The organism is Armatimonadota bacterium (assembly GCA_036504095.1).
GTDB lineage: Bacteria > Armatimonadota > DTGP01 > JAKQQT01 > JAKQQT01 > DASXUL01.
On the sequence record DASXVS010000080.1, the window covers coordinates 182,482 to 205,622 of the forward strand.

Here is a 23,141-nt window from a genome sequence, read left to right on the forward strand (position 1 = left end):
AAATGAGGAAATGGGGCAATGATGCCAATCCAGCCATTTCCTCGTTTGCTCATCACCTTCTCGTCGGAGGGCTACAATGAACGGAGTATGGACTTCTCCGACATCGAGCAGGCTTACTCCGACGCGCCATGGGACCTCTGGATCGAGAAAGACCCCGTCTCCTTCGTGCGCCGGTTCGACGATCCGCGCGATCAGGAGATCGCCGGCCTGATCGCCGCGTCGCTCGCCTATGGACGCATCGGTTCCATCCTGCCCTCCGTGGAGCGGGTTCTGGCGGCGATGGACTGGCAGCCCTGGCGTTTCGTCACGGGATGCGACCCCGAGTGCGAGGCGCAGCGTTTCGATGACTGCACGCACCGCTTTCACACGCCGCGTTCGGTGGTTGTTACACTGGCGGTGGTTCGACGCGCGCTGGAGCACCACGGCAGCCTGCACGCGTTGTTTCTGAGCGGTTATTCAGAGGCCGATAGCGACGTGCGTCCAGGGTTGACCGCGTTCGTCAACGAACTGCGCGGTTTCGCGCACGACCTGGATGGCGCCGGTTCCTACGGGCTGCGGCACTTTCTGGCATCGCCGGCTGACGGCTCCGCGTGCAAGCGGCTGAACCTGTACCTGCGTTGGATGGTCCGCAACGAATCGCCCGACGTTGGGGCGTGGCCGGGAATAAGCCCCGCCAAACTGTTGATCCCGGTTGACGTCCACGTCGCCCGCATCGCGAAATGTCTCGGCTGGACCACGAGGTTATCCGCCGATATGCGGATGTCTCTTGAGATAACGGACGTCCTGCGCCGCCTGGATCCGGCAGACCCGATTCGCTTCGATTTTGTGCTCAGCCACCTCGGCATGGACGGCCTGGCACCCGGCACCTGATACCTGACACCGAACCCCGATGATCAAGCTCCTTTCGATACAAGCGAACAACTTCAAGCAACTCCAGGACGTCAGCCTCCGGTTCCCCGCCGTGGGGAGCGTACTCATTGAGGGGCGCAACGAAGCCGGCAAGAGCACTCTGTTCGAGGCCGTGTTCTTCGCTCTGTTCGGCAAGACGCTGCTGTCCGGCACGACGGTCGAGGACCTGGTCGGTTATCAGGCGACCGAGGGTATCGTCATTCTGGAGATCGCATCGCCGGGCGGGCGCTTCCTGATCCAGCGCAAGGTGAAGCGGTCGAAGACGCGTGCCACCGCCGAAGCGCGCCTGAAGGTATACAACCCGGACGGTACCGAAGGCGAGGAGATTCGCGGGTCATCGGCGGTCAACGACCGCCTTCAGCAGGAACTGAAACTGGATTCCGATGCATTCCTGAACTCCTGTTTCGTGGAGCAGAAGAAATTGGAGAAGCTGGAGGGCATGACGGCGGCGGACCGCGAGAAGAGCCTCATGCGCCTCCTGAATATGGACCGCATGCTGGATGACGAGCGAAGCCTGAGGATTACCATCGACGACAGCCGCCGCCTCCAGCGCCTCGAACAGCGGGTGAAACTGGCGGAGGTGATGGCGGAGATCCCCGGCGTTCAGAGGCGGGGCCGCGAGTGCAAGATGGCGCTGGACATCATCGCCATCAAGGACAATCTCGCTGCGATCAACAAGTGCGACGCCGCGATCGTTGATGCGCAGACACGAATCGCCGCCCTCGAAGTGCCCATCAAGGAGCTGGAGGAGCGCGTACGCCGGCTCGAATCGGTGCGGGCCGCGGTCTCCGCTGCCGAGATCATCGGCGTGCGGCTGGGCGCCATTGAGCAGCAGGCAAGGGACATCGATCGCCTGCGCACTCAGCTCGCCGAAATGGACCGCACCGCGACCGAGGAATTGCCCGCGCTCCGCGCCAACATGGCGATACTTGGCAGGCTCCGCGGCCGATGGTCGCGCCTGATTGCTCTGGATGCGGAGGCCGGTCGGGCTAAAGCCGACGCCGAAGCCCTGAAGCGCCGAATCGCCGAGGTCGAGGCCGCGACAAAGGCCGTCTCGGAGATGGAATCGCGCGTCCAAGTTGAACGGGAGCGCATCACCGCGCTGGAGGCCGAAGAGCGCGAACTGGCGATCGCCGAACGCGCCGCCAACGTGAGGCAGGCGCTTGAGGACTGGCTTGCGGCGGTTTCCGCGCGGGACGGGGTGCAGACGATTTCGGCGCAGGCTGCGGAGGCACATACCAATGCAGACGTTACCGAAAGGAGACTTCAGGACGCTGGTCTCGCTGCGGACCTCGCGCGAAGGTCGGTCGTATCGGCAGAGCGACGTTCCGTGGTTCCTGTGATTTGCGCTGCCATTCTGGCCTGGTTTGCCACCAAGAACCCAGTTCCGCCTGGGCTGTCGTGGGTGATGTATGGGTTCTCGGTTGTCTTGGTTCTCATCGGGCTTGCCCTCTATCTGGATCGACGCAGACGTGTCGCCGCACTTCATCGAACACGCCAAGAGGAAACGGCAGCAGCCGAAGCCCTGCGGGAGGCGCAGAACGCTTACGTTCGGCTCGAGGGGCAGATGGAGAACGCGAGGGCAACTTCCGGGGCGGCGGCGGGGCGTCTGGAGCAGGCTGTTACCAGGCTGGAGGCCCTGGAAGAGCCCACTCCTTCTTCTTCCGCGGAAGCCGACGCCCGGCTGGATTCGCTGCCCGGGGTTGGTGGCGATCTCGGCTCCGAGCGCCTTTCGGTCGTTCGCCGCGACCTCGGGCAGGCTCAAGGCGCGATCGAGGAGCAGCTCAAGGCGATCTCGGCCCGGCAGGCGGAGCTGGCAGCGTCCAACGTTGCCATCTTGAAAGCGACGATGGATCGGCTTGAGACGTGGGTGACCCGCGTGCGCGAAGCGATCATCGCGCCGTGGGCGGACGCGGCGCGAGAGCGGGGCGCCGAACTACGCGTCGATCCTCAGGACGACCTCTCGGCCAATCGTGAGGCGACCGCCCTGGCCGAGGCCGGTCTCGCTGAAAGAATACGCCTCATGGAGCGCAACCTCTCCGAACGTCCCGCCATGGAGCGACGCATTTCACTGATCGAACTCGGTATCGCGAAAGAGCGGGACGAACTGCTGGCCGCCTGGCCGCCGGTCGCGGCCGTTCACACCGACGCGACGGTTCCTGAGACCGCGGAAACCGCCGGCACCCTTCGGACAGAATTGGCAGACGAGCTGGACTCGCTCGACGAGGCGGCCACGCGCGCCGAACTCAAATTGCGGCGTGAGGAGCGAAACGCCGCCGAAAATGACCGGACCGTTGCCCAGCGCGAGTCCGCGTCCGCCGGAATCGAGCTTCGCCGCCGTGCCGACGCGTTGAAATACCCGCCCGACGCACCGCTCACCGCCGGGAATCTCGCCGAGGCGCTGCCCGGATGGGACGAGGCCGACCCGGCCGATCGCGCCGCCCTGGACGCCGAATTCGAGGAACTGAAAGAGCTTAACGCCGGCCTGATGGCGCGCCGCGCGGACTTGGCGTCGGCCCTTGGGCTCGACCCTTCCAAAGAGCGAATGGACCCCGCAGTGGAGCGCGCTCAGCGCGACGACATGGCTCGCGACCAGGCGGTCCGGGAGAAGGCTATCGCCATCCTGCGAAACGCCCGCGAGCGCATCATGGGCAAAGTGCTACCCTACACGATAGAGCACATGCGCCGCATCCTGCCCGCCCTCACGATGGAGCGCTACCACGACGCCAAGCTGACTCCCGACTACAAGATCGAGGTCTGGGATGAGCGGGCAAGCATGTGGAAATCGAAGAACATCTTCAGCGGCGGCACGCGCGACCAGTTCAGCCTGGCGCTCCGCCTGGCGTTCGCGGTGGCAACGTTGCCCCAGGAAAGGGGCGCCGCTCCCGGGTTCATCTTCCTGGACGAACCGCTGAGTTCATTCGACGCCGAACGCTCCGAGGCCCTGATGTACCTGCTGACGAAGGGCGAGATAGCCGAAACGTTCGACCAGATACTGGTCATCTCGCATAGCCAGGCGATCGCCGCGGACGAGTTTCAATACCGCCTGAAGATGAACGAAGGGCGGGTGGAGGACGCGCCGGAAGAGATGCGCCCGCTTGCCGCCCAGATGGAACTGGCAGCGGAAGGTTGAATGCCGTGCCCAGCCCACCGACTGAAGTCGGCGGCTGATTGGAGCCAAGTCGGCGGACGCCAACGGGGCGCGGCGCTGACGATTCATAGAAAGGTGTGAGACGATGCAGATCAAATCGCATTCATCGGTCGCAAGACCGGACACTGCGGCACAGGACGCGGCGCGATACGGCATGCGCCTGGCCGAAATCGGCGAACACCTGGCTTCCATCCCCGGCGAGGAGATCGCCCGCGCGCGCGTGCTGCTGGCGCAGGCTGGAAACGCGGCGGAGGAGGCATCGCGCCTGATGCAGGGGGTGAAACCGCAGAAACTGCGGCTTCACGTGAACGTCGCCAACCAACCCGAGATCCTCTCCGAAGCGGCCCGGTTCCTGCTGGAAAAGAACGCCGGCGACTCGCCGGTTACGCTGCACCGCGGAGTGGGCCAGCAGAACCTGCCGTTCGGCGTGCAGCCAAGCGCCCGACTCGTGTCTCAGCTCAGAGCCCTTCTGGGCGACGATGCCGTTTGGACCGAAGTACGGAAGTGAGCGATGAACGAGGAACGATGAGCGATGACCGTTCGGACCGCCGAGCATTCAGATTTGCCGGCTATCCTGGCCATTTACAATGAGTCCGGCGTCGGGACAACGGCATCGGCCGACCTCGAACCGATCACATTGGAACAGAGGACGGCCTGGTTTGACGAGCACATCGCCGGAGGATATCCGGTCCTCGTCGCCGAGGACGACAATGGCCGCGTGGTCGGCTGGGCGTCGCTGAGCGCCTACCATCGCAAACCCGGCTACCGCCTCACGGCCGAGGATTCCGTGTATGTGGCGCCGGATCGACTGGGCAAGGGCATCGGCGCCCTGTTGCTGCCACGTTTGATTGAAGCCGGCCGCGCGGCGGGTTTCCACACTATCGTTGCCGTGATCGGCGGAACGAACGAAGCCAGCGTCCGCCTGCACGAACGCAACGGCTTCAAACACGCCGGCACTATCCGGGACGCGGTCCGCAAGTTCGACCGCTGGCAGGACATCGTCTACATGCAACTCGTCTTGAACGATGAAGTCTGAGCGATGAACGATGAACGACCGAATGTAGCGCGGGCGCCTCGCCCGCATCGGGCATTCATCGATCCCTTAGTGTCTTTGTGCCTTTGTGGTCTACTGGAGCGTATCACATCGGTCCAGGCGCCACTCGTAAAGCAGCCACGCCTTCGACAGGTCGAAACCGTGGCGATTGAGCGCCTTCACGGCCTCCGCGCGGATCTGCTTCCTCGGATACCGGCTGCTCACATGGAACAGAACCAGGTTCCCGGCGCACGCCGCCTGCGCTGTTGAGATCGCCTCGTCCAACGTGCTGTGGACGTACTGCTCACGGTCTTCCGCGTTGATGAACGTGGCCTCGTGCAACAGGATGTCCGCGTCCGCGAACGGCGAAACTTCCATCGGCACGCAATCGCCGAGATAGGCAAGCAGGCGGTGGTCGTACTGCTCCGTGATGGCATCGCGGCCGGACTCCTTGACCAGGTCCCGTATCTCGTTCTGCAGCTTGCCCGCGAACTCCGGCTTCAGGCGGTGTCGATGCTCCACCACGCGGTATCCGAGCGTAAGGCGGCCACGTGCGTGCTGCGTGGTGAAAGTCTCCAGCCACCGCTCGTGCTGGCGCGGCGGATCGTCTTCCTCGGCGGTCAACGGGATCCGGCAGTCAGGACCGATAGGATGCCAGTTGAGCTCGAAGGTTCGTCTGCCCATCGCACGGTCCAGGTGCTGGCGAAGCCCCTCGATGTAGCCGTCGCCCGCCGGGTAGTAGACGTCCAGCGGCAGCGTCTTCTCGCCCATGCCCGCCATCCGGATATGGATCAGGGTGGGAAGCCCCGAGATGTGATCCAGATGCCCGTGCGACAAGCAGACGCGGCGGATGGCGAACGCGCGGTTCTCCATACGGCTTGCCACGCCCTCACCCGCATCGAAGAGGACGCGGTCCGGTGCGTAGTAGAACCACGTGGAATAAATGGCCTTGGAGTAGCCCTCGAGAACGTCAGCAAGATTCATCAGTTCTGAGCATAGCACGTGTGCGAGAGCATCCAGCATCCGGCATTCACGCTCCGATTCCTGAATGCCGGATGCTGAATGCCGAATGCTATTCGCGCGGCACCGGTACCTTCCGGAACACCTGCCAGATGGCCAGGTCGTAGGCGCTCTTCATGGCGCCGCTCACGAAGAACGGTATGCCGGCCACAATGGCCGCGTGGGGGAAGATGCCGCTGATGGTCGGTCCGACGGCCTGGGCGACGCTGCGGACGCTGGCGCTGATGCCGGCCGCGGCGCTGCGCTCGTCTGGATCGACTAGTGCCATCGTGTAGGCCTGGCGTGTGGGCACGTCCATCTGTGAGAGAAGGTGGCGGAAGAGGAGCATGCCGACCGCCGTGTAGAATGTCGGCATCAGCGGGACGAGCGCCAGCAGGATGTTGCTGGGCAGGTGCGTGAACACCATCGTGTTCAGGAGACCGATCCGTTTCGCCAGCGGCGCGGCGGCCAGGAATGAAACCGCCGAGAGGATGTTGGTCCCGAAGAAGATCGGCCCCAAATGCTCTGCATTCACGCCGAATCGCGTGTGGAACCACGCAACGACGATCGTCTGGACGATGAGGCCGCCAGCGAGGGCATCGATGCCCTGCAACCCGGCGAGTTTCGCCACGATGACCTTCGACTTGTGCAGCCCCATCACGACCTTGCGCCCGACCACCACGGCGGCCGCCTTCGCCTCCGCGCCGGCGGAAAGACGCGCCGCGATGAGCATCAACAGCACGCCGATGACCGCGTATCCCCACAGCATCGCGTTGAAGGCAGTCAACTCATCTAGGCCGTTCCGGCGGAAGGCGTATGTCACCACACCCGCCGCTCCCGCGCCCAGCGCGGCGAACAGCGAACCCGCCACGTTGTACCACGAGAGCAGGGTTGTCCGCTTGTGCCCTTCGGCGGTCTGCGACAGGACCGCCTGCTCCACGGCGAGAAACGGACCGGCCTCAACGCCGCCGGGGCTGATGGTGCCGACAACCGCCACGACCATCAGCACCCAGACGCTGTGCTGGCCGAGCACGAATCCCGCGCCGGCGACCGTGATGAGGAGCGGCGCCACGGACAGAACGATCCGCCGCCCGAATCGGTCCGCGATGGCGGCGATCGCCGTCGTCGCGATGGCGTCCTCAATCAGGGTCAGCGTGAGCGCCAGCCCAAACAGGCTGGCTGACAGCCCGCAGTGGTTCAGCAGGTACAGCGGGAGGACCACCGAGACCATGCCAAACCCGAAAGTGCGCAGCATACGCGCGATGAAAACAAGCGTGCGATTCGTATCAGATAGCATCGGATCTCCGGGTCAGGCGGCTTCGGCCAGCCGAACGATGGTCTCGTAATTCCGCATGGTGCGCTCGGTGATGGTCCGGCCGTAGGGCGAGGCGCTGGGCATCAGAACGAAACCCTTGCCTTCGCCGGAAGTACCCTCACGCAACGCGGTGGCGACCACCGCCTCGAACTCGGCGGGCTCCATGTTCTCGATGTCGCTCGCCTCCAGATTGCCGAACAGCACCAGGTCCCGTCCATAGTCGCGGCGCATCTCGGCAAGCGTAACGTCACCCTGGGGCGGCGGCTCGACCGGATCGAGGGCAGCGGCGCCCATGCCTACGATCATTTTCGCGACGTTCTTCACCCGCCCGTGACAGTGTATGCGCGGGTAACCGCCGGTTGAGCGGATAGCCTCGATCATCGGGCTGTCGTATCGAACTACGTACTCATCGAAAAGGCGCGGCGGCAGGTACGGCTCCGCGGCGTACTCCGAACCACAGATTCGCCATAAGTGACCCGGGAAGGCTTTTGCGACCACGCGCACCCGTTCGTGGATACCCCGCGCCACTTTGCTCAGCAGTTCGTGAAACAGCGACGGTTCCGCGAACGCCAGCATGATGTAATCCGCCATCGAGAATTGCTCCGCCGCGCTGCAAAGGGGGTCGCCGATATCCACCATCGCTATCCCGCGGTCTCCCACTGCGGCGTCCGCCCCGCGCAGAGCGTCCACCGAAACCTCGAAATCGAAGACCTCGTCCGGAAGCTGCAAATAGGCGCGAACGTCGTCCTCGTCCTTCAGAAGGTGCTCCAGCGTCCAGACGGTGTCCACACCGCGGTCCCGCCGTTCCAGTGAGGTAAGGGTACGCCCGCCAATCTCGAGCGTCGTGCGTGTGAACCGCGAACCGGCCTCTTCGTAGGCCTCTACGCGGAAGTACTCGTCGCGTGGGTTGTGTGCTGAGGGCGTCAGTTGGGGCGAAACCATGCGAATGATGTCCGTGCGCTCCTCCGCGAGTTGCAGAAGCGGCAGCCACGACGGATCGTTATAGACGTTGAAAGGGTCGGGATCGGTGGGGTCCGAGTGGAAGCCGCCAATCTCGTAGAGGCTGACCGCGGGCCGGTCCACCGGCTCGCCGCGAAGTGTCGCCATCAGGCGTTGTCTGGAAGTCATTGGTTCAAGTAGTCAGTCGACAGTAGGCAGTAGCCAGAAGTGAGCTTCTGGCTTCGCCTTTGGATTGCCCGTTTACGGGCATTCAGGCCGAAGGCCGAACGGCCGGGGCATTCATGCCCCGGAGCGCAGTGGTTGAATGGAGAACCCAGAGTCTTAGTTTCGGGCGCAAACGCTCAAGCGTGTCTGACGGCAGATTCAGGCGCGTGACGGAAACTACGCGGCCAGCCTCATCGACCTGATTGCGCACATCGGCCTGGAATCCGGTTTCGTCGAAGAATGCCTGCAATGCCGCCTCGTCCGCGAAGGCACATTCGTACATATCGCGGTCGATCTCCCCGGAAACGGCCCGCCGAACTGCCTTCTGTTGTTCAGAAACGTCAGTCTCTTGGGATACAAACGAGAAGTCCGGCGTTATCCAGATGCCGCCGAAGCGATCCAGCACATCATGTACGATCGCGGCCACCGACCGCAATTCGGCGCGGGTCAGATATTGCATCAGGCCCTCGTTGATGATGGCGACGGGGCCAACCTCCAGGCCGTCCGCGACGGCGGCAAGTTGGGCCGGATCCGTCGCGTCCGCGGATACTATGCGGTAGTTCTCTGTCGGCGCCAGCTCCCGCTTGCGCCGGATATCCGCCACGAGGGCAGTCTTCTCGGCGGTGATGGCCGGCATATCGGTTTCGATGTATGTAAGCGCCGGGTCCCGGGTCATCGCAAGCCCGCGCAATGAGAGTCCGCTTGCCAGCTCGATGGCTTGCCTGATGCCGGATTTCCGCAGCACCGCCGCGATGCTCTTGTACCGGGCCTCAAAGATGGGCGCATACCACGTGAACTGCTCCGGCTTCAGGCCGGTCTTCCGCAGCATCGCGTCGAATGCGGCGTTGGCCTGAACGTACTCGGCGACATCGTCGGCGAACGGGATGTCGGTGAACTGGCGCATGTAAGCGGCGAGTTTCGCGGTCACATCGATCTTCTCGTACGTCGTTGCCATACACGTGCCGCGATATCCGCCCACCCGTTCCCCCTTCCCCCCGCGCGCAGCGCGGAATTGGGGAAGGGGGCCAGGGGGTAAGGGGCTTTACAGTTCGGACTTCATCCGCGCCATCAGGGCATCAACCTTGATGGAGCCTTCGTCGCCCTTTTCACGGCTGCGCACGCTCACAGCTCCGGCCTCAATCTCGCGGTCGCCGACCACAAGCATGTACGGCGTCTTCTGAAGTTGGGCCTCGCGGATCTTGTAGCCGGTCTTCTCGTTGCGCGTGTCAACTTCCACCCGGAACCCGGCTTCCTTCATGCGGTCCAGCACCGCCTGGGCGTATGCGTTGTGGCGGTCCGCGATCGGGATGATCACGGCTTGTACCGGCGAGAGCCAGAGCGGGAACGCGCCGGCGTACTGCTCGATGAGCAGCCCGAGGAAGCGCTCCGTGGTACCCGTTACGGCGCGGTGCAGCACAACCGGCGTGTGCGGCTTGCCGTCCTCGCCGATGTACTCGCAGCCGAGGCGTGCGGGCTGAATGAAGTCCACCTGGATCGTCGAAGCCGTCCACTCACGTCCCAGGACATCCTTCGTCTGGAAGTCGGCCTTTGGTCCATAGAACGCTGCCTCTCCGGGCGCTTCGTAGTATTCCACGGCGTTCGCTTCCAGCGCGCGGCGCAACGCGCTCGTGGCGCGCTCCCACTTCTCGTCGTCGGCCACGTATTTCCCGCCCGGCTCCGTTCCACGCATGCTCAGCCGGACCTTATAATCGCTGAAGCCATAACGATCGAGCACTTCGTGGATGAGGCGGAGCGCCAGGCCGAACTCACTTTCAACCTGCTCTTCCGTACAGAAGATGTGGCAATCGTCCTGCGTCAGGGCGCGGACGCGCGTCAGACCGGTCAACTCGCCCGTCTTCTCATACCGGTAAAGCGTAGCGAATTCGGCGAAGCGAGCCGGCAGGTCGCGGTAGCTGTGCAGCCGCGTGTTGAAGAGCGTCATGTGGCTCGGGCAGTTCATCGGCTTCAACCGATACGTCGGACCGTCCGTGTCGGTCATCGGCGGGAACATAACGTCGATGTAGTTTTCCAGATGGCCGGATTTCCGGAACAGCTCCTCCTTCACGATATGGCCCGTCCACACGTGGTCGTAGCCGTAGCGCGTCTGCACGTCGCGGACATACGTCTCCATAATTCGCCGCAGCATCTCGCCGCGCGGCAGGAAGAGCGGAATGCCCGGACCGATTTCGTCGCTGAACGTGAAGAGGTTCAGCTCCTTGCCGAGTTTGCGGTGGTCTCGCTTCTTCGCTTCTTCCAGGCGGTACAGGTGCTGATCGAGCTCCGCTTTGGTGGCGTAGGCCGTGCCGTAGATGCGCTGGAGCATCTTGTTGCTCTCGTCGCCGCGCCAGTACGCCCCGGCCACGCTCAGCAGTTTGTACGCGCCGATCTTTCCCGTGCTTGGCACATGGGGGCCGCGGCACAGATCGCTGAACGTCGAGTGCTGGTAATAGGACACCGGTTCGTCGGGCGGAAACCCTTCAATCAGGTCTACCTTGTAGATCTCGTTTTCCTTGCGGAAGTGCTCCAACGCTTCTTCACGCGAGACAGGCTTGAGTTCAAACGCGAAATCGCCCTTGATGATCTCGCCCATTCGCTTTTCGATCGCGTCAAAATCGTCCGCGGTGAAGGTGTGCGGTGAGTCCAGATCGTAATAGAAACCCTCATCGGTTGAAGGTCCGATGGCTAGTTTGGTGCCGGGGAAGAGCTCAACCACGGCCTGCGCCATCACGTGCGACGCCGAATGACGAAGCGCAGCGAGATCTTCGGCCGAGAGGAAAGGCGGTACTTCGACAGGTGCGTCGGCAGCGACTGGGGATGACATGCGGTGTTCTCCTTATTTCCGGCCGCCCCTACTACGGGAGGTCCGGGAGACTTGGCCCGCGAGGGCCGGGCATTGGGCGAAGCCCAAGGCCAAAGCTGGACCGAACAGATCGAGCTCACAACGCCCAATCCACGTCGACGGTCCCTGAGATCATTGTACAAAGCGGTGCAATTGGTGTCAAACAGTGAATGAGTCAGGAAACAGGAGGCAGTACAATGGGAGGCAGCGTCTCAGCCGTGAACGACCGGGCCAGCAAACGCGCGAACTACTAATCTGACATTGATTAGTAGTACTCTAGTAGTTCCCCGGCTTGACCCTTCACGCTGAATCGCGATCCCTGAAACCTGCCAGCCAACCTCAGCGTATCGGCTCCCGGAGCAATTGTGAATGGACGTTCCGCACATCGCTTTCGTCTTGTTGCTTGTGATCGGTTCGCAGGTGGTGGTGTGGAGCCTCATCTTCTATCGCATGGGACGGCAGAAGGAAGCGATCCGCGCAGAATCCTGGCGGTCGGGCGAAAAGGTCATCCTCGGGCCGGTTCGCGCCAACTACCAGGGTTGGAACGGGCGGTTCGGGGTGTCCAAGAGTATCGGAACGCTTGCCCTCCTGGATCACCGGATCCTGTTCAAACGCCCCCTGGGTCCGGACATCAGCATCGATCTCGACTGGGTTGCCGAGGTTTCCGACACAGTGCCGTTGGGAACGCGGACGATCACGTCTGCGAACTACGTCTCGATGAGGCTGGCAAACGAATCCTCGGTTGTGTTTCTGGTCCCGAACGGTAGGCAGTGGATAGAGGCGATCCGCGAACGGCTTGTCGCCAACTGAGGCGGCAGGACATCTGGATTCCACCCGAAACGCCCGTTCCCTACATAAATGCGGTTTGAAGTCCGATGAGCATTTCGGTAACCCTTTCCTTATCCCATGGGAGGCTTCATGCGTCACTGGTTCCTCATCGGCGGACTGCTGACGGCGTCAGCAGGTCACGCGACGGTACACGTCAATAGCGTCACGCTGACTCCGACCGCCCGTGGATTCCGCCTCAGCGTGAACGCGTCCGGCAAGACGCGGTACACCCTGCACACCTATCCGGAACCTGCCAGACTCATCATGGACATCCCCGACGCCGTGCTGGACCCGGACGCCCGAGTTGCACCCGTTGAAGCCGACGAGGCGCCCGTTCTGCGGTTCAGCCAATTCACGCGTAAACCGGACGCTGTCCGCGTAGTGGTCCACCTGCCCGATGGCGCTCAAACGTGGCGTGATACCGGCGTTTCGCCGTCTTCCGCGATCGTCATCGAAATACCGTCTTCCGCGCCGCGTGCTGTCGCCGCGAACCCCGGGCCGCGTACGCGCACGCGACGCCACCCGGCGCCCGCCGCTGAGCCAACACGCTCGAATGCCACTCAGCACCCGCGCCTTCCAGGCGACATTTCCGCGAAGGAACTAGAGCACAGGCAGATTCAGGCGGCACAGGAACGCGCCGGCCGGGTGTACGGCCCGCCCCCCCACGGAACGGCGGCAGCCCGGGCGAGCCGGGCGGAGAGGACGCAACTGGCTTCTCGCCGTGGCGCGGTAGACGTAACCGACCTGATGGTTGACCCCGCGGCAGCGCCAGCGCAGGCCTGGGATCCCGACGAAGCGGTCTCACTCATCAAAGAGACCGACTGTCCGGTCGCGCTGCGAAAACGGCTCATCGACGTCGTATCGGACCCCGCGATACAGACCAGCCGTTACGTCTGGGGCGCTCAGACACCGGGCCAGTTCGACTGCAGCGGCCTCGTCCTGTATATCTACGAACCGCTGGGGGTGAAACTGCCGCGGTGTTCGTGGCAGCAGTGCGCGGTCGGCGAGGCGGTAGAGCGCGACAGCCTGCAGGCCGGCGATTTGTTGTTCTTCAACACGAAGGGGAACGGCGTGTCGCACGTGGGCATTTACCTTGGCGACGACCGCTTCCTCCACGCGGCCAATCCGAAAAGTAACCTCAAGATCACGTCGTTGGATAGCCCGTATTACGCGACCCGGTATGTCGGCGCCCGCCGTGTGTACGGCGGCACGACGGACACATCCAACCTCGGCGGGTAAAGAGGTCAGCACAAAGGCACAACGAGAGTGATCGGTGCGGGGGTTGGAGTGATGCTTGCCGGATATGGGATGGGCGCCCGCGCCACAGTCCGGACATCCATCAATCATCATCAATGACTCATCATTCCTAGCTTTGTGTCTTCGTGCCTTTGTGCTTATTCATACTTCGGCAGAATCACCGGAAACGCCGGCGGCACATCGTCCTTCGGGAATTTCATTCGCGGCCCCGCCTTCGTGTAGTCCCACGGCTTGAATCCGATTTTCAGCGCCGGTGAGCCGGGCTTCAGGTGGAAGTCACCGTGCTCCGGGTCCACGAACCCCGGATCGGCAACGACGCTGTGCAGTTCCTTCCCCTTGTCCTTCTGCCATTCGTTGAGAGGATGGCTCAGGAATCGGACCGAGTCCTTCGGGTTCCAGTACAGGTTGTAGTCCATCGTGAAGTTGGCATCGCCCCAGTTGCTGCCCAGCAGCACGCCCTGCCGGTAGTAGACGACGTTGCGCTCGAACGTGAAAGACAGATGCGGCTCCATGCGCGTGCGCTGGATCTGGCTCTCGCGCGACAGCGCGAAGATGTTGTTCCGCAGGATGTTGTTCTCGCCGTAGTGCTGGTGAAAGCCGCCGGTCTTTGTGTGATAAACGAGGTTGTTTTCGGCCAGCATGCCGGTTGTGCCCTCGTCAAAGTAGATCCCCCAACCGCCGTAGGTGTCGGAGTCGCAATCGTGAATGATGTTGCCGCGCAGGACCGAGCCTGGCGAAAGCCCCAGCGTGTAGATGCCGCCCAGGTCGCTTAGGACAGCCTGCCCGATGTTGGCGATAACGTTGTCCTCGATGCGGTTGTGATGGCTGCCGGACGCGGCATAGCCCCAGACCCAGCCAACCGAGACGCCGGTGTAGTAGAAGTCCTCGATGCTGTTGTGGCTGATGAGGTTGTTAGCCGACTGGCCGATCCATACTCCGATGGCGGCCGGGTGGATGCGTCCTCCGTGCGCGATGCGGCAATCCTGCACGGTGATGCGCTCCGTGCGGTCGGGCGATGTATCGCCGACCTTAATGCCTCCCGCGCCGAGATCGGTCAGATGGCACCGGCGCATCGCGCAGTCCGTTGAGCCGCCCTTCCATTCAACGGCATACTCGCCGGTGTGAGTTATAGTACAGGAATCCAGCGCGCAGTTGCGGGCGTTGCTGGCCGTGATCGCCGCTCCGAGGTCGATCTCCGCCTGCGGGAAGCTGCGCCCTGCTGGCGGCGTGATGTAGCCTGTGTGGGCGAAAGTAATCCCCCGGAACGTCACATCGTGCGCACCTTTGATCTCCATGAGTTGGCTCAGCACCGGCGCCACTATGTCGGCGGTTTCGATCTTCTCTCCCGGCATCGGAATATAGGTGACGACGCCGGTCGAGGGCTCGCGGTACCACTCGCCGGGCTCGGAGAGCGCTTCCTTCACGTTCTCGATGAGGAATCGATCGCCTGCCCCAAGCGCAGCCATCGTCGGGTGCCACGTTGCGCCAGTGAACGTGACCGTGTTGGCAGCGTCATCGACCGCCGCCACCCGTAGCCGTTGCATCGTCCACTGGTGGAAGCAGAGCGCCTGGACGTCGCTCAGGTTTGCCCAATCCGGGCGAAACTCGCCGGGCTGGAAGCGGAAGCGGTCCGGCTTGTCGCCTTTGGATGGAGCGAGATAGCCCGCGATACGGTAGTAGCCGTTCTTCGGCAGGCGCGGCCGGTACCGGCGATGCCCATTCACGAAGAGCTGCTCGAAGGCCGGCGTTCCGGCAGCGAACCGCAGTTCCCAGCGTCCGTTGGGCAGGAGCCTGCGGTCCGTTGGCTGTATTCCACCGCTGATGACAGGCGTCTCACGCCGGTAAGCCGCCCACGTGACGCCGGAATCCGCCGGGATAAGGACCAGCGGTTGGGGAAGCCTGTACATACCGCCCCGGAACAGGATACTGGTACCCGGCTTGTTCCGCGCCGCCATCTGCGCCTTCACTGGTGTGGCAAACGGACCATCCGTGTGTTTGACGTTTGGAGCGGGCAGCCGACCGGACCATGCGTCGTTTCCCTTTGGCGAAACGTAGAGCGTGGCAGCAAGCGCATTGAGGCTCGCGCCAGCGAGGCCGAGTGAGAGGCAGAGTCTACTGAGAGTGCCCATAAGCCATTCCTCCGATATTCCGTGACAGCACGCTATCATTGCGATATGAACCGCCGCTGTTTCGCTTTCATCTTGGCGATAACCGTTGCCACCGCGTCCAGCGCCCGCGCCGACGCCGGAACGCCGCTGATGTGGGTAGGCTTCGGTCAACTGGTCATCCTCAATTGGCTGATCGCCTTGATCGAAGCCCTGGTGATCTGGAGGGTGTTTCGCGTCAGGTATCTACAGTGCGCCTGCTGGCTCATCGCTGCGAACTACGCCTCGTTCTTTGCCGGAATCGGCTTGCTGTCAGTGGTTTCCTCCGCCGGGAAGCACGCCTCCGGCGAGTCTATCTTGCGTCACGGCCTGATGCTGCTACTGGTCGCCATCGGTATCTCCTTTCTGGCAACCATCGTTCTGGAATGGCCCTTCTGCCGCGTCCTGGCTCGCGGGACCGCCCATCCGTGGCGAAAAGCGTTTCGGATGTCTCTTCTGGCGCAAACGGTGTCCTACGCTCTCCTGGTCCCGTTGTACATTTCCGCCTCCCCCATCACATTCCTGACGAAGGCGCGGTTGAGCCCTGCCATCACTTTCGCTTCGCTCCCGGTTGCCACGGCCTACTACGTCGGCAAGGGCGACGCGGTGTGGCAAGTCAACTTGGACGGTACTGGCCTCCGTTACGCCGGCATTGGCGCCGTGAAGGCGGACGAAGATATATGGATCAGGCCAGGCAAGGATGGCATAGGCGACCTGTGTGCGATGAGCGGTGGAAGCGCCTATCCGTTCATACACGCGGCCCGTAGTCTTTCCGAACGGATCGCGCCCGTGGGGACATACGCCAAACGCACCAGCCGTTCTGTGAAGCGCGGGCAACCCCTTACCTTCGAAGATTGGGAATTCGTGTATCCCGCCGACCTGCGCGCCCCCGGCGATACCGACTGGTATATTGAAACAGATGTTTTCGCCGGACGCGGCATCACAGTGAACAAGAAGGGCGAGGAGTACAACCTCGCCCTGGAAACGCCTTACCTGGCCTGGACACCCCGGTTCGCGACACTGCTCCCTGGCGATATGGCCGTGTTCCAGCTTGGTCCTAACATCATGCTGCTGCACATGCCGACCAAGCGCATCGCCATCCTCGCCGAGGGACGCAGTCCGGTCGTCGTCCTCAAACAACCGGTCAGGTAGTGTCGGCGTCCTCGCCGACATGTAAGTGCCGGCAGCGGGGGTGACTTCGGCTCGCTGTGGGTGGTCAGCGGGACGCCGACCCTACCTAGTCCGGAATCCCGACCTCCAAGTTCCAGATATCGTGCGGCGGGAGGAGAGGGCGCCTCAGTCCGTGCTTCCTTGAAAAACCCGTTGACAGACGCGTTCTCTGCCGCTATAATCCTCCATGAGGAATATTGTTCCGTATTATGGAAAATCAATCATCCGTCAAATCCGTGGTGAAGGCGATGGCCCTGCTGGACCGAATCGCCCTGGATGACGTCTCGCACAAGGGCGTCACTCTGGCGTCACTGGCCCAGGAGCTGGGTCTGCCCCAGAACACGGCGCACAACCTCCTCAAATCCCTCGTTGCCAGCGGATATGTTGCGCAGCAGGGACGGGGCATCTACGTTGCCGGCCCGAAATGCGCACAGATCGGCCGGGTGACCCAGTGCGCGGATCCCCGCACATACCAGCGGGTGATGGCTTCGCTCCACAAGTTCGTCGATGCGGAGGGAGAGGCGTGCGTCTGCTCTACGCTCATCAACGGTGAGCGGGTGACCGTTGCCGTTGTTGACAGCACGCACACCGTCAGTGTTTCGCACGCGCTCGTCGATGGTGAGCCGTTCTGGGCAAAAAGCACCGGCCGAATGCTGGCAGCCTCCGCGGGAGAAGCGGAGCTTCAGCAAGTGATCGCGCGGCAAGGCATGCCAGGCCGGCATTGGAACGACATCGGCGATGAAGCAGGCCTCCGCGCGGCCCTGTCGGAAACACGGTCGCAAGGGTTCAGCCTTCTGCACGATGAGCGGGCGGAACTGGTGGCGATCGCCTGCCCCATCACCGACGGTGCCAACCCGGTCTGGGGCACACTGGCCACCTTTGCACCCGCCTACAGATGCCCCGAAAAGCGGCGCCGACAGTTGCTTGAACGCCTTCGCGCCGTTGCCGGAGACCTGTGCGAGGAGATCGCACAAGCCTGATCGCAGGTATTGAGGAAACCCCATGTCACTCAAAGAACGTATTAAGGACGCAGCGTACAGGCTTGGCGCCGATCTCGTCGGTTTCGGCGGCATCGATCGCTGCGCCCAGGCCCCACTGATGATGAGCCCGCAGGGGCTCTACCCAGATGCCCGGACGGTCATCGTGATGGCTATCCACCACCCGGACGCATGCATCGAGTTGGGAGGCGTTGAGCACCCCCAGAAGATCGGGCCCTACTCCATCCAGTACCTGATGAACTCCCGCCTCGACGAAATGGCGTACCGCCTGGCTACATTCATCGAGCGCCAGGGATACGGCGCGATGCCGATCGCGTCCAGCAATATCTGGCGGTACAACTCCTACAAGGAACTGGATGCGGTGTTCGCTCCGGACGTGAGCCATATCTACATGGCGGTCGTTGCCGGCCTTGCCGACATGGGATTCAACGGCCTTGCGCTGACGCCGGAGTACGGTGCGCGCAACCGCTTCATCACCGTGATTACGAACGCGGCCATCGAGCCCGATCCGCTGATTCCGCCGGGTACGATCTGCGATAAGTGCATGCTCTGCCGCAAGCACTGCCCGTCAAAGGCATTGTCCACGGAAATCGACGGCGAAAAGGTGCTGCGCATATCCGACTACGAGTATCGCTTCCCGAACAAGAACCTATGGCGCTGCGCCTGGGGTGAGCATTTCGACCTCGACCTCGATCTGGAGATACCGGAAAAGGTGAACGAGCAGGTCATCCTCAAGATGGTGAAGCAGCACGGAGTGCGCGCGGGAGAGATGGGGCAATGCCTGAAGTTCTGCGTGCCCAAGCCCAACCGGAGTTTCGATCTCAATTACTCGAAAACCCCGATGCGCAAGCACTGGGTGTCCACAGACGAGACCCGTGTCTCGCGCGGAGTCGTGGACCGTCTGTTTGCCAGAGTTTGCGCGGAAGGCGCCGAACAACTCATCGTCACCAGCGCGGATGACCTGCGCGCGATGGGCGTGGATCCCGAGTCGGTGCTGCCGGGTACGAAGAGCGCGTTGACATTGGTGCTCTCCCTGCCACAGGAAGCGGACACCGAGGCCGCACGGTTTGGGGCACAATACCAGATCGACTCTCTGAGTTATGACCTCGCCCGCAATATCGAGACTCTCGGTTTCCGCTCCATCGTCAGCGTCGAACACATCACCCAGCCTGATGCGGTCACCACGGCTTCTGCGACCAAAGCGGTTGTGTCCGCTCAGGCGGATCTGAACGGGCGCCTGGTTCTGGCCAACACTGTGTTGACGCGCATGGCCATTCAGCCGCAACGGCGCGGACCCTCGGGCGATACGGTCAAGCCTGACTGGGGTGACGCCACTTCGGATCTGGCTAGCCAACTGTCAGAACTCGCACGGGCGTGCGGTGCTGACCTGATGGGTATCGCGTCGGCAGCGCGCATGGACGCCATTGTTGACCAACTCAGGCCCGCCTTCGATGGCGAGGAGATCCTGGACGCGGCGGACCGTTCCATCCGGTTCACTCCGTGGGAGCCGGAAATCACCGCGCGACGACGCACCTTTCAAACGCCGGAAGATCACCTGCCCGGAGCCCAGTCCGTCTTTGTTTTCGGCCTTCGCATGCACGAGGAAGTCCTGCGCTGGGCAACCAAACCTCCCGCGGAGGCGGCCGGCCCGTATTCGTTCGAAACCTACGTGACCAACTACGTCGGATGGCCGATCGCTGTTCGAATCATCAAGCAGTTGGAGGCGTGGGGGTACCGTGCGCGCCTTGTGACGGACGTTACAGGTTCGGATTCCGTGACCGCCAACCCCCGCGGACCGCAGCCGGATCTGTTCACAAACCGGTTCGCGGGAGTGGCGGCCGGACTGGGATACCTGGCCACTAGCGGTCACCTGGCAACGCCCCAGTTCGGCATCCGCCAGAGGGTGTTCGCCATCGTGACCGATGCGCCACTATGGCCGTCCGACCTGTATCAGCCGGATTCCGCGGAGGATCGCTGCGTCACGTGTGGCGCCCGGTGTATCGCCGCTTGCCCATCGCATGCCTTCACAGGCAGACGGGTAGAGTTCACGCTCGAGGGGCGCACGTACGGGTTTCAGCACATCGACGCAAAGAGGTGCGACTGGGTGAAAAGGTATGCCCTGATGGGCGAAAGCGGCTTCCAGTATCTGGGTTCTCCGGCCGACGTCTTCCCGGACGAGAACGTCGCCGCCTCGGAACTGGACCACGCGCTGCGGCAACACGATCCCATCAAGAAATACCGACCGGTTGTGGTGGAGCCGTGCGTGATCCGGTGTCCGCTCGCCTACGCGGACTAACCGGATTCGCTACTCAAGCGTGTGCTCAAGGATGTCGTTGTCGTTGCGGAAGCCGGCGCGCTCATAGAACGGTACGCTGCCTAAGGACGGCCAGAGGATCAGCGTATCACATTCCCCGGCTTTGGCCCATTCCACAAGATGCGCCATCAGGGAAGCGCCGATCCCCTGCCGCCGCCGGTCAGGCACGGTACAGACATTGGTGACGTAGCCGAGCCATTTCGACTTTCGTCGCGGGTGCGGAATCTTGGGGACGCGGAACACCGAGGCATTGGACAGCAGGGCGCCGTCTTCGGTGGCGATCCAGTGGGCCCAGTCGCCTGCCTCGATACCGCGCCGTAGGAATGCCTCACACTCACGAAGGAATTCCTCTAGCGTCAGATCGGCGTGTGGGTTCTCCTCAAGCTTCCAATCCCAGCGCATCCGCGCGAGGGCTGGAACGTCGTCCGGTCCGGCGAGACGGTATTCAATCAAGGGACAACTCCCAAACCGGCGGCGCGGATTCCGATCCCCTACGCGTTGGCCAGCGCTTCAGCGCCGCCGACGATTTCGGCGAGTTCCTTCGTGATGGCGGCCTGACGGACCCGGTTGTACTGGAGAGTGAGGTCGCTTATCATTTCCGCAGCGTTGTCGCTGGCGCTGGTCATGCTTGTCATGCGCGCGCCGTGCTCGCTGGCGACGGCCTCGGTCATGGCGCGGTAGACCTGCACGTCCACGTAGCGCGGGAGCAGGTGGCCAAGAAGCGTGGGGGCGTCCGGCTCGAAGATGAGGTCGTCGGCAACCGGGATGTTGGCGTCGTGAGCCGGCGCCTCGAAGGGCAGGACCTTCAGGACGGTCGGGCGCTGCGTGATAGCGCTCACGAACCGGCTGTATACGAGGTAAACCTCGTCCACATCACCGGCCTCGAATTCGGCCCTCACACGGGCCGACAGCGCTCGCACTTCGCCCAGGTTCACTTCGGTGCCGGGCATCGAGGCTTCGTAGACCACGTCATATTTGCGGCGCCGCAGGAAACCGGCGCCCTTCTTCCCGATAACGTACAGGCGCGCCGGTACCGGCAGCGAGGACACAAGCACCGCCACCTCGCGCATGATGTTGGTGTTGTAGGACCCGGCCAGGCCCCGCTCAGCGCAGAGAACGATGACGGCGGCGGCCTTCGATTCGCGATCGGCCAGTAACGGGTGGTCGAGGCCCTTCAGGCTGGGCGCCAGTTGCTGGATGGTCTTCTGCATCAGGTCGGCGTAAGGACGGGCGGCTTCCGCGCGCTCCTGTGCCCGACGCAAACGGGCCGCCGCGACGAGTTTCATCGCGGTGGTAACCTGCTCGATCTTCTTTACAGTTGCTATGCGAGCACGAATCTCGCGAACCGTCGCCATGGAGTTACCTTTATTTCACCACAAAGGCACAAATGCACAAAGCGTATTCCGGTCTTTGTGCCTTAGTGTCTTTGTGGTTTGTGTGCTTTACGCTGCCGGTTTGAACTGCGAATTATACTCTTCGATTGCTTTGCGCAGTTTCGCTTCGGTGTCCTTGTCCAGATCCTTCGTTGACGCGATGGACTGCGGCACATCCGGGTAACGGCTGTGCACGAACGGATACAGCCCGACTTCCCACTGCCTGATATCGGCAACCTCGATGTGGTCCAGATAGCCGTTGGTGCCGGCGAACAGGACCATTACCTGGTCCTCCATCGCGATCGGGGTATACTGCGGCTGCTTCAGGATTTCCGTCAGGCGCTCGCCGCGGGCCAGCTGGGCCTGCGTTGCCTTGTCGAGGTCGCTGGCGAACTGTGAAAAGGCGGCGAGTTCACGGTACTGAGCCAGTTCCAGGCGCAGTTTGCCGGCGACCTTCTTCATGGCCTTCGTCTGGGCGTTTCCGCCGACGCGGCTCACGGACAGACCCGCGTTCATAGCCGGGCGGATGCCGCTGTAGAACAGGCTGCTCTCCAGGAAGATCTGGCCATCCGTAATGGAGATCACGTTGGTCGGGATGTAGGCGCTGATGTCGCCCGCCTGCGTCTCGATCAGCGGGAGCGCCGTGAGGCTTCCTTTGCCGAGGCCATCGTTCAACTTCGCGGCGCGCTCCAGCAACCGGCTGTGGAGGTAGAAGACGTCACCAGGATACGCCTCGCGGCCCGGCGGGCGGCGAAGGAGCAGCGAAATCTGGCGGTAGGCCACGGCCTGTTTGGAAAGGTCGTCGTAGATGACCAGCGCGTCCTGCCCGTTGTCCCGGAAGTATTCGCCCATGCTGGAACCGGCGAGCGGAGCGAGATACTGCAGCGACGCGGGGTCCGAGGCGCACGCGCTCACGACCGTTGTATACTCCATCGCGCCGTGCTGCTTGAGGGCTTCCACCACCTGGACTACCGTGCTCTGCTTCTGGCCGATGGCCACATAGATGCACTTCATGTCCTGGCCCTTCTGGGCGATGATGGTGTCCACGGCGACGGCGGTCTTGCCGGTCTGGCGGTCGCCGATGATGAGCTCGCGCTGCCCGCGGCCGATCGGTGTGATGGCGTCGATGATCTTGATGCCGGTCTGGACCGGTTGCTTCACGGGCTGGCGCTGAACGACGCCGGGGGCGCGGGTTTCGATGTGGTAGCGATGGTCCGTGACGATGGGACCTTCGTTGTCAATCGGCTCGCCAAGCGCATTCACGACACGCCCAATCAGTGCGTCGCCAACGGGGACGTCCGCGATGCGCCCGGTGCGTCTGACCTGATCGCCTTCCTGGATGTGTATGTCTTCCCCGAGGATGATGACGCCGATGTTGTCCTCTTCGAGGTTAAGGACCATGCCGGTGATGCGGAGTTCCTCGCCGGTCTTCGTTTTCACCTCGAACTCGACGAGTTCGGACGCCATCACCTCCGCCAGACCGTAGACGCGAGCGATTCCGTCTCCCACCTGGAGGACGGTTCCCACGCCCACTTCCTCGACGCTGGGTTGATAGGCGCCTAGTTCACGTTCCAGAATCGCCGTCACTTCATCGGGTCGTATTGCCATTGTTCCTACTGTCTCCTGCTGTTTGCGCCATAAACCACC

At 62.8% G+C, this 23,141-nt stretch carries 18 protein-coding genes; 9 read left to right on the top strand and 9 right to left on the bottom strand.

Annotated features, from left to right (window positions below; translation table 11 throughout):
• Positions 1 to 18: 18 nt before the first annotated feature.
• The 4 genes from VGM51_19030 to VGM51_19045 all read left to right on the top strand — a co-directional run bounded on the left by VGM51_19030 (position 19) and on the right by VGM51_19045 (position 5,096).
• Positions 19 to 870, top strand: a complete 852-nt coding sequence (locus VGM51_19030; protein HEY3415133.1) for a TIGR02757 family protein — start codon at positions 19 to 21, stop codon at positions 868 to 870.
• Positions 871 to 889: 19 nt separating this feature from the next.
• Positions 890 to 4,042 (top strand): SMC family ATPase, encoded by a 3,153-nt coding sequence (locus tag VGM51_19035; protein HEY3415134.1) that lies wholly within the window; start codon positions 890 to 892, stop codon positions 4,040 to 4,042.
• Between the two features lie 103 nt (positions 4,043 to 4,145).
• Positions 4,146 to 4,568 (top strand): hypothetical protein, encoded by a 423-nt coding sequence (locus VGM51_19040; GenBank protein HEY3415135.1) that lies wholly within the window; start codon positions 4,146 to 4,148, stop codon positions 4,566 to 4,568.
• A gap of 24 nt (positions 4,569 to 4,592) precedes the next feature.
• Positions 4,593 to 5,096, top strand: coding sequence for a GNAT family N-acetyltransferase (locus tag VGM51_19045; protein HEY3415136.1), 504 nt, complete (start codon positions 4,593 to 4,595; stop codon positions 5,094 to 5,096).
• Between the two features lie 90 nt (positions 5,097 to 5,186).
• Here VGM51_19045 and VGM51_19050 read toward each other — a convergent pair whose 3' ends face one another.
• The 5 genes from VGM51_19050 to thrS form a co-directional block, all read right to left on the bottom strand.
• Positions 5,187 to 6,077 carry an MBL fold metallo-hydrolase gene (locus VGM51_19050; protein HEY3415137.1) on the bottom strand — a complete coding sequence of 297 codons (891 nt, stop codon included), beginning with the start codon at positions 6,075 to 6,077 and terminating at the stop codon, positions 5,187 to 5,189.
• Positions 6,078 to 6,165: 88 nt separating this feature from the next.
• Positions 6,166 to 7,389: an MFS transporter gene (locus VGM51_19055; protein HEY3415138.1), complete on the bottom strand. Its 1,224-nt coding sequence runs from the start codon at positions 7,387 to 7,389 to the stop codon at positions 6,166 to 6,168.
• A 12-nt stretch (positions 7,390 to 7,401) separates the two neighbouring features.
• Positions 7,402 to 8,514: a uroporphyrinogen decarboxylase family protein gene (locus tag VGM51_19060; protein HEY3415139.1), complete on the bottom strand. Its 1,113-nt coding sequence runs from the start codon at positions 8,512 to 8,514 to the stop codon at positions 7,402 to 7,404.
• Positions 8,515 to 8,617: 103 nt separating this feature from the next.
• Positions 8,618 to 9,526 carry a class I SAM-dependent methyltransferase gene (locus VGM51_19065; protein HEY3415140.1) on the bottom strand — a complete coding sequence of 303 codons (909 nt, stop codon included), beginning with the start codon at positions 9,524 to 9,526 and terminating at the stop codon, positions 8,618 to 8,620.
• Positions 9,527 to 9,613: 87 nt separating this feature from the next.
• Positions 9,614 to 11,392 carry a threonine--tRNA ligase gene (thrS, locus tag VGM51_19070; protein ID HEY3415141.1) on the bottom strand — a complete coding sequence of 593 codons (1,779 nt, stop codon included), beginning with the start codon at positions 11,390 to 11,392 and terminating at the stop codon, positions 9,614 to 9,616.
• Between the two features lie 387 nt (positions 11,393 to 11,779).
• Here thrS and VGM51_19075 point away from each other — a divergent pair, with 387 nt between their 5' ends.
• Complete coding sequence (locus tag VGM51_19075) at positions 11,780 to 12,220, top strand: hypothetical protein (protein HEY3415142.1); 441 nt, start codon at positions 11,780 to 11,782, stop codon at positions 12,218 to 12,220.
• A gap of 108 nt (positions 12,221 to 12,328) precedes the next feature.
• Complete coding sequence (locus tag VGM51_19080) at positions 12,329 to 13,477, top strand: NlpC/P60 family protein (protein HEY3415143.1); 1,149 nt, start codon at positions 12,329 to 12,331, stop codon at positions 13,475 to 13,477.
• Between the two features lie 155 nt (positions 13,478 to 13,632).
• Here VGM51_19080 and VGM51_19085 read toward each other — a convergent pair whose 3' ends face one another.
• A complete protein-coding gene (locus VGM51_19085; protein ID HEY3415144.1) occupies positions 13,633 to 15,624 on the bottom strand; it encodes a right-handed parallel beta-helix repeat-containing protein in 1,992 nt (663 codons plus the stop codon).
• A 45-nt stretch (positions 15,625 to 15,669) separates the two neighbouring features.
• On the opposite strand from VGM51_19085, the gene VGM51_19090 reads away from it, so the two are divergent.
• The 3 genes from VGM51_19090 to VGM51_19100 all read left to right on the top strand — a co-directional run bounded on the left by VGM51_19090 (position 15,670) and on the right by VGM51_19100 (position 20,103).
• Positions 15,670 to 16,791 carry a hypothetical protein gene (locus VGM51_19090; GenBank protein HEY3415145.1) on the top strand — a complete coding sequence of 374 codons (1,122 nt, stop codon included), beginning with the start codon at positions 15,670 to 15,672 and terminating at the stop codon, positions 16,789 to 16,791.
• A gap of 227 nt (positions 16,792 to 17,018) precedes the next feature.
• The gene (locus VGM51_19095; GenBank protein ID HEY3415146.1) at positions 17,019 to 17,789 is read left to right on the top strand and encodes an IclR family transcriptional regulator C-terminal domain-containing protein; all 771 of its coding nucleotides are present in this window, start codon (positions 17,019 to 17,021) and stop codon (positions 17,787 to 17,789) included.
• Positions 17,790 to 17,811: 22 nt separating this feature from the next.
• The gene (locus VGM51_19100; GenBank protein ID HEY3415147.1) at positions 17,812 to 20,103 is read left to right on the top strand and encodes a hypothetical protein; all 2,292 of its coding nucleotides are present in this window, start codon (positions 17,812 to 17,814) and stop codon (positions 20,101 to 20,103) included.
• 9 nt (positions 20,104 to 20,112) lie between these two features.
• Here VGM51_19100 and VGM51_19105 read toward each other — a convergent pair whose 3' ends face one another.
• The 3 genes from VGM51_19105 to atpA form a co-directional block, all read right to left on the bottom strand.
• Entirely contained in the window at positions 20,113 to 20,574 is a 462-nt protein-coding gene (locus VGM51_19105) for a GNAT family N-acetyltransferase (protein ID HEY3415148.1), read from the bottom strand.
• A gap of 38 nt (positions 20,575 to 20,612) precedes the next feature.
• Positions 20,613 to 21,476 carry an ATP synthase F1 subunit gamma gene (gene atpG / locus VGM51_19110; protein HEY3415149.1) on the bottom strand — a complete coding sequence of 288 codons (864 nt, stop codon included), beginning with the start codon at positions 21,474 to 21,476 and terminating at the stop codon, positions 20,613 to 20,615.
• A gap of 87 nt (positions 21,477 to 21,563) precedes the next feature.
• Positions 21,564 to 23,102 carry a F0F1 ATP synthase subunit alpha gene (atpA, locus tag VGM51_19115; protein HEY3415150.1) on the bottom strand — a complete coding sequence of 513 codons (1,539 nt, stop codon included), beginning with the start codon at positions 23,100 to 23,102 and terminating at the stop codon, positions 21,564 to 21,566.
• Between the last annotated feature and the right edge of the window lie 39 nt (positions 23,103 to 23,141).

Coding starts and splice junctions, on each gene's coding strand:
- VGM51_19065 (HEY3415140.1), bottom strand. CDS start 9,526: ATGGCAACGACGTACGAGAAGATCGATGTGACCGCGAAACTCGCCGCT.
- VGM51_19085 (HEY3415144.1), bottom strand. CDS start 15,624: ATGGGCACTCTCAGTAGACTCTGCCTCTCACTCGGCCTCGCTGGCGCG.
- atpG (HEY3415149.1), bottom strand. CDS start 21,476: ATGGCGACGGTTCGCGAGATTCGTGCTCGCATAGCAACTGTAAAGAAG.
- VGM51_19040 (HEY3415135.1), top strand. CDS start 4,146: ATGCAGATCAAATCGCATTCATCGGTCGCAAGACCGGACACTGCGGCA.
- VGM51_19100 (HEY3415147.1), top strand. CDS start 17,812: ATGTCACTCAAAGAACGTATTAAGGACGCAGCGTACAGGCTTGGCGCC.
- VGM51_19045 (HEY3415136.1), top strand. CDS start 4,593: ATGACCGTTCGGACCGCCGAGCATTCAGATTTGCCGGCTATCCTGGCC.
- VGM51_19030 (HEY3415133.1), top strand. CDS start 19: ATGATGCCAATCCAGCCATTTCCTCGTTTGCTCATCACCTTCTCGTCG.
- VGM51_19080 (HEY3415143.1), top strand. CDS start 12,329: ATGCGTCACTGGTTCCTCATCGGCGGACTGCTGACGGCGTCAGCAGGT.
- VGM51_19035 (HEY3415134.1), top strand. CDS start 890: ATGATCAAGCTCCTTTCGATACAAGCGAACAACTTCAAGCAACTCCAG.
- VGM51_19075 (HEY3415142.1), top strand. CDS start 11,780: ATGGACGTTCCGCACATCGCTTTCGTCTTGTTGCTTGTGATCGGTTCG.
- thrS (HEY3415141.1), bottom strand. CDS start 11,392: ATGTCATCCCCAGTCGCTGCCGACGCACCTGTCGAAGTACCGCCTTTC.
- atpA (HEY3415150.1), bottom strand. CDS start 23,102: ATGGCAATACGACCCGATGAAGTGACGGCGATTCTGGAACGTGAACTA.
- VGM51_19060 (HEY3415139.1), bottom strand. CDS start 8,514: ATGGCGACACTTCGCGGCGAGCCGGTGGACCGGCCCGCGGTCAGCCTC.
- VGM51_19055 (HEY3415138.1), bottom strand. CDS start 7,389: ATGCTATCTGATACGAATCGCACGCTTGTTTTCATCGCGCGTATGCTG.
- VGM51_19095 (HEY3415146.1), top strand. CDS start 17,019: ATGGAAAATCAATCATCCGTCAAATCCGTGGTGAAGGCGATGGCCCTG.
- VGM51_19090 (HEY3415145.1), top strand. CDS start 15,670: ATGAACCGCCGCTGTTTCGCTTTCATCTTGGCGATAACCGTTGCCACC.
- VGM51_19050 (HEY3415137.1), bottom strand. CDS start 6,077: ATGAATCTTGCTGACGTTCTCGAGGGCTACTCCAAGGCCATTTATTCC.